Annotated in this window: 6 protein-coding genes; 3 read left to right on the top strand and 3 right to left on the bottom strand. The window is 45.3% G+C overall.

The genetic code is table 11. The features are described 5' to 3' along the window. Positions 1 to 11 precede the first annotated feature (11 nt). Complete coding sequence (locus QUA36_RS25410; protein ID WP_333459507.1) at positions 12 to 965, bottom strand: hypothetical protein; 954 nt, start codon at positions 963 to 965, stop codon at positions 12 to 14. Positions 966 to 1,798: 833 nt separating this feature from the next. Here QUA36_RS25410 and QUA36_RS25405 point away from each other — a divergent pair. The 3 genes from QUA36_RS25405 to QUA36_RS25395 all read left to right on the top strand — a co-directional run bounded on the left by QUA36_RS25405 (position 1,799) and on the right by QUA36_RS25395 (position 9,400). Continuing rightward, positions 1,799 to 2,812, top strand: a complete 1,014-nt coding sequence (locus tag QUA36_RS25405; protein WP_333451518.1) for a PleD family two-component system response regulator — start codon at positions 1,799 to 1,801, stop codon at positions 2,810 to 2,812. Between the two features lie 18 nt (positions 2,813 to 2,830). Continuing rightward, complete coding sequence (locus QUA36_RS25400) at positions 2,831 to 3,235, top strand: hemerythrin family protein (protein ID WP_333451516.1); 405 nt, start codon at positions 2,831 to 2,833, stop codon at positions 3,233 to 3,235. A 132-nt stretch (positions 3,236 to 3,367) separates the two neighbouring features. Beyond that, positions 3,368 to 9,400 carry a response regulator gene (locus tag QUA36_RS25395; protein ID WP_445301454.1) on the top strand — a complete coding sequence of 2,011 codons (6,033 nt, stop codon included), beginning with the start codon at positions 3,368 to 3,370 and terminating at the stop codon, positions 9,398 to 9,400. Between the two features lie 94 nt (positions 9,401 to 9,494). On the opposite strand, the gene QUA36_RS25390 is transcribed toward QUA36_RS25395, so the two are convergent. Together QUA36_RS25390 and psbC are read right to left on the bottom strand one after the other, a co-directional pair. Then, positions 9,495 to 13,355 (bottom strand): GAF domain-containing protein, encoded by a 3,861-nt coding sequence (locus QUA36_RS25390; RefSeq protein WP_333459505.1) that lies wholly within the window; start codon positions 13,353 to 13,355, stop codon positions 9,495 to 9,497. Positions 13,356 to 13,922: 567 nt separating this feature from the next. Further along, on the bottom strand, positions 13,923 to 15,302 hold the full coding sequence (gene psbC / locus QUA36_RS25385) for a photosystem II reaction center protein CP43 (RefSeq protein WP_333459504.1): 1,380 nt from the start codon (positions 15,300 to 15,302) through the stop codon (positions 13,923 to 13,925). Positions 15,303 to 15,543 lie beyond the last annotated feature (241 nt).

The raw sequence follows: 15,543 nt of genomic DNA, 5'->3' as shown, positions 1-15,543 counted from the left end.
CCCACACCTTCTCACTCTGCCTTAAATTTGTTGCCTAAAATTGCCGACGCTTCTTGTAAAAGCTGATTCTGCTCTTCTCGAATTGCCTCCAACCTGCCCAAAATATTAGCAAGTCGTTCTTGAGACTCCAAACGGTTTGATTCAACTCCCCTCAATTGTAAACCTGAATTATTTTTGTCTTGGGGATTCTTTGAAACCAATGAGTTTACCGCCACTCCACCGACATTACTTACAGATTTAGAGCCGAAACTCACAACTCTTTGCATAAATTTTACAGGGCTTTGCAGAATAAATAACCATCCTCCAGCAAAAAAGCTACTTAAACCCTGAAAAAGACCCAATATAATGAATATAAATAGTAGCAAAATTGCTAAAGATATCAGCGGATGACTCACCAACCAGAAGACTACAGGGTGAGAATCAATCCAATCTTTGACAGTACCATTGATAGCACTTTTGATGGCATCTGAAGCGGTGCCGCTCATATTTCCCGCCTTGTTAATGCTATCTTCTAATGAAGCCTTAGCCTTTTCGGTAGCTTGATTTACACTCTCTACAGCTTGGCTAGTGCTTTGATTCAGAGTACTGACCGCAGAGTTAGTAGTTTGATTAATAGTTTCTTTAGCAGTTGCCGCAGAGTGAGAAACAGCATCAACAGCTTTGTTGGTACTTTCACTGACGCGACTAACTGCTTGATTCGCGACTTCCGATATAGAAAGTCTCGCTTTTTCTGTTTTCTCCGCTACAGTACCTAAAGCATTGTTCGTAGCTTGATTAACAGTATTGACTGCAGAATTCGTAGTTTGAGTGAGAGCTTCTTTGGCCTGAGATGCAGTTTCGGAGAGAGAAGATTTAGCTTCTGCTGTTGCTTCTGAAACAGAATTCACTGCTTTTCCGACTTGTTCCGTCCAAACTTCTTTCGTTTTTTGAACGCTTTGAGAAAAATCAGGGAGTGCTACTGCCATAGTAAGTTATCTCCATCAAGTTAATTTACTCTTTGCCAGTTATTATAGTATATACCAATGCTAAATGAGTCATAAACTTTTTACCCACCCCAACCCTCCCCGAACTCGCGGGGAGTCCGTAAGAAATTCACAAATGATGCGAGAATTGCTATAGTATAGCTTCCCTGCCCCCATGCTTTGAAAGATGGTGCCAATGCTGTGACGATGTGTTCCAGACTCAAGCCCAAAGACAGGAGTTTAGACACTATCTGGGCGGATTATTGGGAGAAAGAAGAGAAACAACCTATCCGAGAACGCGCAAAAGGCTGTAAATATTTCTTAACAAAGCTTACGCCTTTTGGCAGTCAGAGCTTCCTCTTGCGAACAAACGCTCAACTAAGGGCGAAGCTATACGCGATCGTGTGACCATCAGATGTATTTCCCAAAAATAGAGCAGACGATCGCTCAAAGATGAGGGAGGAATTTGATGCACCTGAAAAAGCCTGAATTAAGTTGAGAAATATAGCATATTATTCGAGCGGCGATCGCCAGATAACAGGCGATCGTTCGTCAAAGCTCGCTCGACGTTGTAAAAACTGTTTAATGCCCCAAAAATAATTACATATTTACAAAAATTAGTGCAAGTGACCAGACTTTATATCCCCGAAAAAAAGCGATAAATTTTAAGTAGACTGTGGCTGTTGGTTTAACAAACCCGACGCTGCCTACGATTTTGTTGCGGCTGCTTAGCTGGTGTATAATTTATGACATATTGGTCAATTTTTCACTGTCCATCCCAAGCTCAAAATATGCTAGGCTAGAATGTTTCCAAAGCTTGAGATACACCATGACGTATGTATCAATCATTAGAAGAGTCAGCCATTTCGACTAACCCATCTACGGAACCGTCCTCTCTAATTCTGATTGTGGATGACGATGCCTTGATGCGTTTACAACTTCGACTGTATTTACAGAAGGAAAAATACCGAGTGGCCGAAGCTACGGATGGGTTGACAGGGCTAGCAGCTTATGAGGAAGTACATCCAGACCTAATCCTCCTAGATGCAGTGATGCCTACTATGGATGGTTTTGCTTGTTGTCAAAAATTATCTGAAGTGCCTCAGAGCGATCGCCCACCTATTTTGATGATTACTAGCTTAGAAGACAAAGAATCTGTCGATCGAGCGTTTGCAGCGGGAGCGGCTGACTATATTACTAAGCCGATCCACTGGGCTGTTCTGCGACAGAGAGTGCGACGGTTGATTCAGCAATTCCATTTGCAACAGCAACAAACCCTACTTTACAAGCAGCTAGAGGCCGCCAATCGACAATTAAAATACCTCGCGTCAATTGACGGTTTGACTCAGATTGCCAATCGCCGTCAGTTTGACCAACAGCTAGAGGAGGAGTGGCGACGCATGACGAGGCAGCAAACTCCTTTGTCACTGATTTTGTGTGATATCGATTTTTTCAAGCCTTACAACGATACTTATGGACACCAAGCAGGGGATTTATGTTTACAGCAAGTTGCCACAGCTCTCAATTGCAGTATTAATCGAGCTGGAGATTTAGTAGCACGTTATGGAGGTGAAGAATTTGTAGTTATTTTATCCGACACCGAGCTTGAGGGAGCCGTCCAAATCGTTAAGCAAATGCAGGTTCGCATCCAAGCTTTAGCAATAGTCCATAAGAGTTCTCCGTATCATTGCATTACGCTCAGCTTCGGTATTACCAGTGTAATTCCTACCCAAGAGAGCCGGCCAGAAACTTTAATTACTGCTGCCGATGCAGCACTTTATCACGCCAAAGACAAAGGTCGTAACACTTTTTGTACCACGATTCATACAGTTAATGAATTCACCCGTTAAATCATAAGGGTAAAAACTATGCCTCTCGTCATTTGGAATGATTCGTTAAGTATTGGTATTCCAGAAATTGACCACCAGCATAAACAATTAATTGATCAACTCAATACCTTAGTGGATGCCATGTTGGCAAACCGTGGAAAGGAAGAAATAAAAAATATTGTATATTTTTTAGACTTGTATGTAGCACAACACTTCGGCTTTGAAGAAACTTGTATGCAGAGATACAAATGCCCAGTTGCATCTAACAATGCAGCGGCGCATACCAAATTTATTAAAACACTGAGCGAAGTTAAACAAGAGCTACAAACCAAAGGAGCGAGTCTTTCGTTAGCCATTAAGGTTAATGAACAATTGCTAGATTGGTTCGTGAACCATATTAAAAAAGTCGATCGAGAACTCAAGTCGTGTATGAGTAAGCCTTGATTGCTGCTGGAAAGCTTAAATAATCGATGGTGCGATCTTCATGGAAACTGTCAGGTAAATAATAGATCGGCTCGATGGCGCTTTTTTTATCGGAATCAGGTAATATTCAGCAACTAGCGATTATAAAAGTTTATGGGAAGGGCTAGCTCAATGCGTAATAAAAGATGGTTAGGTGCGATCGCCCTTCTCACTGGTGCGGGTTTTCTGGGCAACCATTGCAATTTGTCTCTTTTCTTTGGGGTTGATTTCCTCTTTGGCAGTATTCCCATACTGATTATTACTTACTACTTCGGCTGGGGCTGGGGAGGCTTGGCTGGTCTAATTGCAGGCAGCTATACTTATATCCTTTGGAATCATCCATACGCCACGATTATTTTGGTAATTGAGGCTCTGTTTGTAGGGTTTCTTTGCAAGAAGCGCAAACAGCCAAATATCCTGTTATTCGATGGAATTTACTGGTTCTTAATTGGAATGCCCCTCGTTTGGCTTTTCTACGGTCAAATGATGCAGATGGATGCGAATCAGGCCATCCTCGTTATGTGCAAACAAGCAGTCAACGGCATTTTTAATGCCTTAGTTGCCAGCTTGATCATTTCGTATGCGCCGATTTATCGGTGGATTAGTGCTTCAAAGCATCTCGCCCTCTCTTTACAACAAACTATTTTTCATCTGTTAGTAGCTTTTGTATTTATTCCAGGACTGATCCTATTAGTTTTTGATGGTAGATACTTTGTTGGTCAAATCCAAACCACGGTGCAAACGGATTTACAAACAAACGCAAAAACTATCACTAGCGCCATATCTAGATGGCATCAGCGACATCTCTTAGCTTTGAATACATTAGCTGAAGAATCGCTCATACCTGAAGCCACAACTGCTGCTAATACAGCGATTCAATCATCCGAGCAGCTACAAAAAAAAATTAGCCTAATCGAGCAGTTGTTGCCTGATTTTGACAAAATTTATGTTGCCGATTCATCGGGAACAATTTTAGCTACTTCTTCTCCTTTTAATCAAACCCGTCGGCGGTTGATAGAACAAAGCAGGGAACATAAATCTCTCATTACCATGGCTCAAGAGCGATCGACACCTTGGATGACTTCTATTCACAAACATTTATTAATGGACGAACCTAATGTAGGATTGAATGTGCCCCTGCAAGTTCAAGGTCGTTTTATTGGGCTGATCCACGGTTCATTAGGATTGAGCAAGATCAAATCTCTCTACATTTTCCAGAGAAACGATCAGAAAATACGCATTACATTGCTAGATCAAAACAACCGAGTCATTGCGAGTAATCAATCCGACCAAAAGCTTTTGACCAGTCTTGAGGAGTCAAAGGACGGCAGCACTCGCATCTTAGAGGGAACCTTGCAGCAGTGGCTTCCTAGCAATAACAAGAATCCAATGATCCGTTGGAAAAACTCTCTGTATATAGAGGAATTTACAATTAGCTCCGATCTGGACTGGAGATTACGCTTAGAAATTCCAGCAGCTCCCTATGTAGAAAATTTACAAAATCGCTACAAGGCTGACTTGAGTATTTTACTCGTCATCACAATGTTGGCATTTTTGTTTGCAACGCTGGTTAGCGAACGACTGGTCAAGCCATTATCCTATTTAGCTCTTGCGACTACCGACTTACCCAACAAGCTTTCAGAAGAAACATTTGAATGGAAACATAGCTCTGTTACTGAAATCAATGAGCTTGCTGGCAATTTTCAATTGATGGCGATCGTCCTTAATCAAAAATTTAGGGAGATTCAACACGCCAACGCTACATTAGAACAGCGGGTTCAAGAACGAACGCAAAAATTATCTATAATCAATCGATCTCTGAAAGCTGAAATTAAGAGACGTAAACAAGCCGAAACTGAGCTAAGAACAAGAGAGGCGGCGATACGAGCTTTATATGAAGTCACTGCTACCCAAAATCTCAATTTTGAGCAGCGCATCCAAGCGTTGATTGACATGGGATGTGAGAATTTTGGGCTTGAAAGTGGCATCTTGGCTCGTGTGCAAGATAATACGTATGAGGTGATGGTTGTGCGATCGCCCGATGGAGTCCTGAAACCAGGTGACGTCTTTGATATTAAGGAAACTTTGTGCTGTGAAGCTTTAGACACAAATGAACCCCTAACCATCGAACATATAGGCACCTCCAAATGGCGTTACCATCCTGCCTATGTTGTCCTTGGCATAGAAGCTTATATTGGAACACGAGTATTAGTTGCAGGCCAAGTCTACAGTACACTCAGCTTCTCTAGTAAATCTCCCCGTGCAGACAGCTTTAAATCTGCCCATGTGGAATTACTGAAGCTGATGGCTCAATGGATTGGTAGTGAAATTGAACGGCATGAGGCAGAAGTCGCTCTGCAAGCGAGTGAAGAGCGGTGGGAACTCGCCCTACGTGGTAGTAATGATGGGGTATGGGATTGGAACGTCAACACCAATGAAGCATTCTTCTCCGCTCGCTGGAAAGAAATGTTGGGCTACGAAGACCATGAAATTCCCCATCACCTGGACGAATGGAGCAAGCGGGTGCATCCCGAGGATCTCGGTTGCGTCATGCAAGTAATTCAAGATCACTTTGAGGGAAAAACTTCTTTTTATACTACGGAACATCGAGTTCTTTGTAAGGATGGGAGCTACAAGTGGATTCTAACTCGAGGGCAGGCGCTTTCGGATGAAGCGGGCAGAGTTGTCCGTATGACTGGTTCTCACAGCGATATTACCGAGCGCAAAAACTTAGAGCAGGAAATTCAAGCCAGAGAGCAATTATTGAATGCTTTCTTTAAAGGAGCTTCCCTAGCAGGGGTGGGGCTGTGTATCCACGATCAACAGTTTCGATTTTTACAAATCAATGAGGCACTAGCTAAAATTAATGGCCACTCTGTGGAGGCTCACTTAGGTAAGACAACCGATAATGTTTTGGGAGAATTTGCTGCTGGTGTGAATCCACTATTACAACAGGTTTTAACAACTGGAAAACCTTCGATCAACTTGGAAATTAGCACAGAAGTATCCAGTCAAACGGGTGCCAAGCGCTACTGGCTAACTTCTCACTTTCCCATTTTCAAGGATGCAGAGCAGCCTATAGCGGTGGGTTGCATTCTAATTGAAATTAGCGATCGCAAACGAGCCGAAGCGGAACTGCAACAAATGAGTGCGGCGCTAGAAAATGCCGTGGCAGGCATTTCTCGGCTGGACCCTCAAGGATGCTATATCTCTGTCAATGTGACTTATGCTGCCATCTGCGGATATCAGCCCGAGGAAATGCTAGGGATGGAATGGCAAAGAACCGTTCATCCTGAAGATGTTGAGAAGATGGCGGCTGCTTATGAGCAAATGTTGAGAGACGGCAGAGTCGAAGTGGAGGCTAGGGGAATGCGAAAAAATGGCTCTAGCTTCTATAAACAAGTGGTGATGGTCTCTACTTATGACGAGCAAAATGTGTTTGTCGGGCATCACTGCTTCATGAAGGATATTAGCGATCGCAAGGAGGCAGAAGAAGCACTACAACGACAGTTGCAAAAAGCCCTACTGCTGAAGCAAATTACCGAAGAAATTCGTCAAAGCCTCAATGCTCAGCAGATATTTGCAACGGCTGCTATTCAGATTGGGCAAGCTCTTGGGGTCAGTCGCTGCTTAATTAGCACATACCAAGACAATCCACTGCCTCAGTTTCCTATCGTTGCCGAGTATCTAGCAGTGGGGTCAGCGCCCAGCGGGGAGCATGATATTTTGTCGGCCAGTCCTGCTTATACAAAACAATTGATGGCTCAAGATGAAGCGATCGCCTCCCCGGATGTCTATTGCGAATCATTGCTCACCTGTGCTCATTCAATTTGTACCAATCTCAATTTGAGATCGACATTAGCAGTGCGAACCTCTTACCAAGGAGAACCGAATGGTGCCATTTGTTTGCACCAGTGCGATCGCTACCGTCATTGGACCACCGATCAAGTGGAGTTGCTAGAATCAGTCGCGGCTCAAGTAGGAATTGCCCTAGCTCAAGCCAAGTTACTAGAGCAAGAAACTCGACAACGAGAAGAATTAACTCTGAAAAACTGTACCCTGGAGCAAACTAGACTGGAAGCAGAAGCTGCGAACAGAGCCAAAAGTGAGTTTCTGGCTATGATGAGCCATGAAATTCGCACTCCCATGAATGCGGTTATTGGTATGACGGGACTACTGCTCGATACAGAACTCAAGGCTCAACAGCGAGACTTTATCGAGACGATCCGTAATAGTGGGGATACCCTCCTGAGCATCATCAACGACATCCTTGACTTCTCCAAAATTGAGTCGGGCAAGCTGGAGTTAGAAAAGCATCCTTTGAGCTTGAGAGATTGTATAGAAAATGCGATCGACCAACTTGCAGTAAAAGCAGATGAGAAAAATATTGAATTGGGCTACTTCATCCAGCCTCAGACTCCTAACTTCATTTTGGGTGATGTCACCCGTCTCCGTCAGATTCTAGTTAACTTGCTCAACAATGCGATTAAATTTACTGAAGCTGGGGAAGTTACCATTTCCGTAGAAGCCTCTCTAGTGGATTCTGACAAAACAATTTCTGAGCCAGGTAACTTGTCAGAAAGCTTGTATGAAATCCAGTTTGCCATTCAAGACACAGGCATTGGTATTCCAGCCAACCGGCTCGATCGACTGTTCAAGTCTTTTAGCCAAGTAGATGCTTCGACGACTCGGCAGTATGGAGGGACTGGTTTAGGTTTGGTGATTAGTAAGCGACTGACTGAAACGATGAACGGCATGATCTGGGTTGAAAGCCGAGGCCATGTCGGAGGAACCCCTTCACCAAAATGGCAAGCCGCTAAGCTTAATCGAGTCACAATGGGTTCTACCTTCTACTTCACGATTGTGGCATCCTCTGTGGCTACTGAGTTAGCGGAACCGATGGAAATGTTACCAGAACTATCTGGCAAGCGTTTATTAATCGTGGATGACCAGCCCACTAACCGACAGATTCTGACGTTGCAAGCAGATACTTGGGGGATGCAGAGTCTGGCTGCCCAATCGGCTGTGGAAGCGCTCAACTGGCTTGAGAGTGGAGAAACCTTTGATGTGGCTATTTTAGATATGCAAATGCCACAAATGGACGGCCTCACACTCGCCTCAGCCATCCACCAGCATCCTAAGTACCACCGTTTACCCCTAGTGTTGCTGACTTCAATGGGCTACCCAGAAGCGAGTTCTTCAGCGCTCTCCACCCACTTTGCGGCTTTTTTAACCAAACCCATCAAACAATCCCAGCTCTATCAAATACTGATCCATGTGCTACAAGCTCAACCGAAAAAAGTTCAACAACAACTTCCTAAATCTGTTCAGGATGATATGAAACTGGCCCAGAGACTCCCACTGCGAATTCTTTTAGCAGAAGATCATCTGGTGAATCAGAAGGTGGCACTGCTGCTGTTAGAGCGTTTGGGATACCGGGCAGATATTGCTGCCAATGGATTGGAAGTTTTGGAAGCCCTGAATCGCCAGCCTTATGATGTGGTGCTGATGGATGTACAAATGCCAGAGATGGATGGACTAGAAGCCAGCCGTCGTATTTGCCAGGAGTGGCCGGCTCATACTCGTCCCAGGATTATTGCCATGACGGCAAATGCCATGCAGGGCGATCGCCAGGTTTGTCTTGATGCTGGCATGAATGACTATATCAGTAAACCAATTCGACTAGAGGCTCTCATCCAAGCGCTGAGTCAGTGTCCACCCAACCCGGAACCGCAGCAGGCCCAAAAGGAGGAATCAGATAGCAACAAGCCAGAAATTGATGTGCCAGCGGTTAACCTCACTGAACTGCAAGCTTTCTGTAGCAGCATCGATCAAGATTCAACCCAGATTTTGAGCTTGCTGGCAAACTGCTACTTTGAGGAATCTCTAAAGTTGCTACAAGCTATGAAATTAGCGATCGCCCAAGCGGATACTCAAACCCTAAAGCGAGTGGCTCATACCCTCAAAGGCAGTAGTGCGAATCTAAGCGCGACTCCTCTGGCCCAGCTTTGTAGCAGGTTAGAAGTCATCAGTACCTCTGGTGAACTAGATCAAGCCTCAACGCTGTTGGCTCAAATCGAGGTTGAGTACGATCGTGTCAAGAATACTCTCCAACAAGAACTAGAAAAGACCGAAACTGATCTGTAAAAGTCAATTAAATAGGCATCTTTTGGCATCAGAACTTACGCAACTGTCACATCTCCGAAGTGACAAAAGAGAGATAATGACTGATAACTAATGACTAATGACTAATGACTGGTGGCTCCTGTCGAAGCGGAATCTCGATCACAAACTCAGTACCTTTCCCCAATTCCGAATTGCATTTTAAAACGCCGCCGTGTTTCTCTACCACAATTTGGTAACTAATTGACAGTCCCAATCCAGTACCTTTACCCACTGGCTTAGTCGTGAAAAAAGGGTCAAATATGCGTTTTCTCATAGATTCCGAAATCCCCGTACCGTTATCAGAAATCCGAATCAGCGCGCTAGGAAGAGTACCATTAAGTTGACCGACAGCAGTAGAGATTTTAATTTGAGGAGCTACAGATTGACCAGCGAGCAACTTGTGCGATTCCAAAGCATCGATCGCATTCCCAATTACATTCATGAATACCTGATTCAACTGTCCAGCATAACACTCAACTCGATGCAAAATGCCGTATTCTTTCACTAGCACAATGTTTGCACTGTCCGCATTAGATTTCAGCCTGTGCTGTAAAATTAACAGCGTGCTGTCAATGCCCTCGTGAATATCAACCGCCTTCATTTGACTTTCGTCAAGACGAGAGAAATTCCTTAAAGACAGAACTATTTGACGGATGCGATCGGCTCCCACCTTCATTGACGATAGCAATTTTGGCAAATCTTCTAGCAGAAATTCCAAGTCAATATCTTCACTCAATTTGTCTATTTCAGGACTATAAGCGGGATATTGCTGCTGGTAAAGTTCCAGCAAACTCAGTAAGCTAGCAGTATATTCACTAGCGTGATTGAGATTGCCGTAAATAAAATTAACCGGATTGTTAATTTCGTGAGCAATCCCGGCTACCAGTTGCCCCAAACCAGACATTTTTTCAGTTTGAATCAATTGAGCTTGAGTGTGCTGCAAATCTTTTAAACTTTGAGCGATTTGTTCTGCTTGGCGTCGGGTTTGAGCCAGCAAATCGGCTTGTTGGATAGCAACGCCTAATTGATTGGCAATCTGAGCTAAAAAGTTAACTTCTGAACTTTCCCAACAGCGGGGCCCAGAATGTTGATACGCTGTCAGCAAACCCCAAAGTTCTTGTCCTACAAAAATCGGCGCGATCGCATAAGCCTTCACCTGAAATTGCTCTAAAATACCAATGTCACACTCCGAGTGACAAGCTTGATAGATATCGTCAACGACTATCGTTTCATTATTCAGATACTTGCCACCTTGGTTTGACTGCAAATAAGTATCTTGCCAAACCGTACTGATACCTTCCCCTACCAATTTTATCCAGCCATCTTTCACAAACTCGGCAATATATTGACCGCTCAAATCAGGATTTAAGCGATAAACGGCTATTCTATCGACTTGCATAAACTGACCAACTTCTTGAGTTGCAGTCTTAAAAATCGCGTTGATATCGAGAGATTCTCGAATCTTAGCCACCACTTCAAACAGTATCCGCTGTTGCTCGGCTGCCCACTGCAAATCAACTGATTGCTGCCGCGTTTTAGCCAACAAATCTGCTTGTTCTAATCCTGCACTCAACTGAATTCCAACTTGCGTAGCAAACTGAATTTCCGAAGTGTTCCAATGGCGCAAACCGCTGCACTGGTGCACGCACAGCAAACCCCAAAGTTCGCTGCCATTCATCAGCGGCATAATCACCTGAGCTCTAATTTGAAATTGAGCTAAAAGAGCAGCATGGCAGTCTGAAAGTCCAGCATTTTCGACATCTGGTAGCACTTTAATCTGTCCCTGACTATATTTTTTGGCATAGTTTTCGCTAAAGAAATGATCGCGAACTTTTACATTCATTGCCGAAGAAAAACCAGGCAAAACATCTTCGGTAATAAATTCGCCTTCATTAAAGTTTAAACTAGAATCAAAGCGATAAATGCCAACTCTATCTGCCTTTAATATCCGCCGCACTTCTGTAGTTGTAGTACGAAAAATTGTATCTAAATCGAGAGATTGTCGAATCTTAGCAACTACCTCAAACAGTATTCGCTCCTGCTCTGCTACCCGCTGCAACTCAACTGCTTGCTGCTGAGTTTGAGCGAGCAAATCTGCTTGTTCTATGGCGATACTGAGCTGCGCGGAAATTTGGGTAGCAAACTTAATTTCGGAAGATTCCCAGTTGCGGGGAGCCGAACATTGGTGTACGCACAGCAACCCCCAAAGGTCGTTGCCTTTCATAATCGGTGCAACTAAAGTAGCTTTGACCTGAAATTGCTCCAAGACTTGCTGAAAGCAATCTTGCAGTCCGGCTTGTCTGATGTCGGACATGGCGTGAACTCGCCCCTGAGAGTAGAGATTGGCGTAGTTTTCTCCAAAGCAGTGATCGTGGACTTTGACTGCCATTGCTGACACAAAATCTGGCAAAACATCTTCGGCAACGAATTCGCCATCGTTAAATTCTGATGCGGAATCGAAGCGGTAAACCGCAACTCTATCGGCATTTAAAGCCCGCCGCACTTCCTGGGACATCGTGCTAAAAATTTTGTTCAATTCGAGGGATTTCCGCATTTTTGCTACCACTTCAAACAGCACTCGCTGCTGTTGGGTCAACTGCTGTAGTTGAGCGGTGCGCTTTTGAACTTGATTTTCTAAATTTGTGTTAAGTTCTTCTATTTGTTGATCTAGTTGGTAGTGGTTAATAGCATTAGAAAAGTGGGTGCTAAAAATTTGGAATAATTCGATTTCTTCAGTTTTCCATTCGCGAATTTGGGCAGTTTTTGACTCTTTCCACGCTTCAAAAGAGATCCGAGATTGGGCAAGCCGCCCGTCGCTATCAAACTGTCTAGCCCAGAGAGTTTCGGTGTCAAATTCTTCTCGAAAAATGGTCAAGTAACCGAATATTTGCTGGCGGGTTCTGAGCGGTACGATTAAAATGCTGCGAATTTTAGTCGATCGAAATGCAGGTTGTAGGCTTCTCAAACTGCTAATTTGGTACAAGTCGGGAATTGCCCAAACCTGTTGCTCGCCGGATTTAAAATATTCGTGCCAGACGCTGTATTGCTCCACCTGCGGGTATTTTGCCGAAATTGGCATTTTCGGCTCTGAGCCGCAAGTGTAGACTGTGAGTTCGCCAGTGGAGTTATCCGAATAGGGAACTAGATTCGGAACTTTGCTGCTGTCGGAAATGAATGGTGTGGCGAAAATGCACAGCCTGCCGCCGCCGGCGTCTAGTGCTGCTACCGATTCTGCCAAAGCTGTTTGGAGTTCAATCGCTGGCTGGGAGTTAAGGGCTGCGGCGACGCGGTTGACTGCGGCTTCCCGTTGAGCTTTAGCCCTCGCTCGCGCGAGGAGGGTTGATTGGGCTATGGCGACGCCGAGCTGATCTGCCACCATCTGAACGCCTTGGAGTTCGTTTTCTGCCACACTCCGGGACTCGGAGTGGTGAGATACCAACAACCCCCAGAATTCTTCGCCGTGAAAAATTGGTACTACCAAGCAAGCCTTGACGCCCAGTGCAGTCAAGTATTCAGCGTGGCAGGGGTCAACCGCACGAAAGCGGATTTCGTCGTCGGGCAGCAGTTGGCCGGAAACCGCCTCGCGGCGCGGACTTTGGCCTAGCAGCCCGGAATCTATATCGACGATTGATCGCACCTGTAGTTGCGCGAACATTTCGCGGGCGTGAGGGGGAATATCGTCTGCTGGAAAATGCAGCCCTAATAGGGATGGCAAGCGGTTGCCGTTAATTGATTCGGCAATAACTTCACCGCTACCGTCGCTATGAAATTTGTAGATTTTTACTCTGTCTGTTCCCAAGAATGATTGAACTTCCGCTGCTGTTGCGCTCAGAATTTCGGGTAGTTCTAGAGAGCGGCGAATGCGGTTGGCGATGCGATCGAGCAAATTTGCTCGATCGAACGTCATCTTGAGATTTTCGATCTTTAATGAGTCCATTATTAATCTTTTGCTTTCCTAGCAATAACAGTAAGCGGCCCAAAAGTTTTGTGCCTGTTAAAAAATTCGGCAAGCACAGCCATTTAATAAAATATAAATATCCTGATGGCGATCGTCGATTAGTTTTGCACCTGTAGCGATCTGCCTTAAAACTGCAACTTTTCAGTGCAACTTTCCATTGTATGGGATTAAAACTTTTGTACTTTAAATATAAACTTTGTAGACCCTGCCTTGCAAGCTCTTTACCCCAACGGATTAAACTTGTCAAGTTTCAAGACTTGCAGAGTCATTCACCGCCACCGATGAAGATCGCACCGAAATATTTCAGTCCTGGATGCAAAAGCTGGCTCAGGAACGAGCTTACGGAAAGAAACAGCATGGAATTCAAAAGGTTAACTCAGAAACCCGGTTTATACTTCTAGGATTGGATCTGCTGCTAATGGGCTTGGAGAACAGTCGATCGACAATCCGTAGCTTTTTCAGATATTATTAGGTCAAAAAAAGCTCCTGCAGTTAAGCAGGAGCCTTTTTCAACTAGACAATCAAATCAGAAATAAATTCGATCGATTAGTCTAAGTCTGGCATAGCCAGCACTGGTTCATTTTCGCGATCGATACCCTTCTCAAAGCCAGCGACAGCCGCGCGAGCGCGACCAGCGTGCCACAAGTGGCCGACCAAGAAGAAGAAACCCATCACAAAGTGGAAACAGGACAGCCAAGAACGAGGAGAAGTGAAGTTAAACGAGTTAACTTCAGTCGCCACACCGCCCACAGAGTTCAAAGAACCCAAAGGAGCGTGAGTCATGTACTCAGCCGCGCGGCGAGCTTGCCAAGGCTGAATGTCATTCTTGATTTTGTTCAAGTCCAAACCGTTAGTACCGCGCAAGGGTTCCAACCAAGGGCCTTGGAAATCCCAGAAACGCATCGTTTCACCGCCGAAAATAATTTCGCCAGTAGGAGAGCGCATCAGGTATTTACCCAGACCGGTGGGGCCTTGTGCAGAACCGACGTTAGCACCCAAGCGTTGGTCGCGGATCAGGAAGGTCAAAGCTTGCGCTTGAGAAGCTTCCGGGCCCGTCGGGCCGTAGAATTCGCTGGGGTAAGCAGTGTTGTTGAACCAGACAAAGCAACAAGCGATGAAGCCCATCAGGGACAAAGCGCCCAAGCTGTAAGACAGGTAAGCTTCGCCCGACCAGATTAAGGCGCGGCGAGCCCAGCCGAAAGGCTTGGTCAAAATGTGCCAAACACCGCCAGCGATACAAATCAGGCCGAGCCAGATGTGACCGCCGATGATGTCTTCCATGTTGTTGACGCTGCAAATCCAGCCTTCGCCACCAAAAGGAGAGCGAGTCAAGTAGCCAAAAATCACAGCCGGGTTGAGAGTGGGGTTCGTGATAATACGCACGTCGCCGCCGCCTGGAGCCCAAGTGTCATAGACACCGCCGAAGAACATGGCCTTAGCTACCAGCAGCAGAGCGCCGCATCCCAACAGAATCAGGTGGTAGCCGATGATATTGGTCATCTGGTTCTTGTCTTTCCAGTCGTAGCCGAAGAACGAAGAGTATTCTTCGAGAACTTCTGGGCCGCGAACGGCGTGATAAATGCCGCCCAAACCGAGAACAGCAGATGAAATCAAGTGAAGAACGCCGACTACGAAGAACGGGAAGATATCAGTGACTTCACCGCCGGGGCCTACGCCCCAACCCAAAGTAGCGACGTGGGGCATCAAAATTAAGCCCTGTTCGTACATGGGCTTTTCTGGGATAAAGTGAGCGACTTCAAACAAAGTCATTGCACCGGCCCAGAACACGATCAAGCCAGCGTGAGCGACGTGTGCGCCCAGCAGTTTGCCGGAGAGATTGATTAAACGAGCGTTGCCAGACCACCAAGCGAACCCGGAGGATTCTTGGTCGCGACCGCTTGCGTAGGAATTAGAGAGCGTTACCACCCGGTAGAACCTCCAACGATTTTAGATTTTGGATTTTGGGTTTTTTTGTTCCCTAGTAGGGCACGGGAGTACCGCACCTGCGCCGGGGAATTGGGATTTGGATTTCAAGTTCAATTTAAAAAATTTAAATTAATCTGAAATCCAAATCCTGATTTTTTTAAAGTGCGTTACCGCGAGGCAGAACTTCTTCAGGGAAGATGAAGTTTTCGTGGGGTTGGTCTGTCGGAGCCATCCAAGCACG

Source organism: Microcoleus sp. Pol10D4, assembly GCF_036701555.1.
Taxonomy (GTDB): domain Bacteria; phylum Cyanobacteriota; class Cyanobacteriia; order Cyanobacteriales; family Microcoleaceae; genus Microcoleus.
Note: the sequence above shows the minus strand (reverse complement) of the source record. Positions and strands in the feature narration are given on the sequence as shown.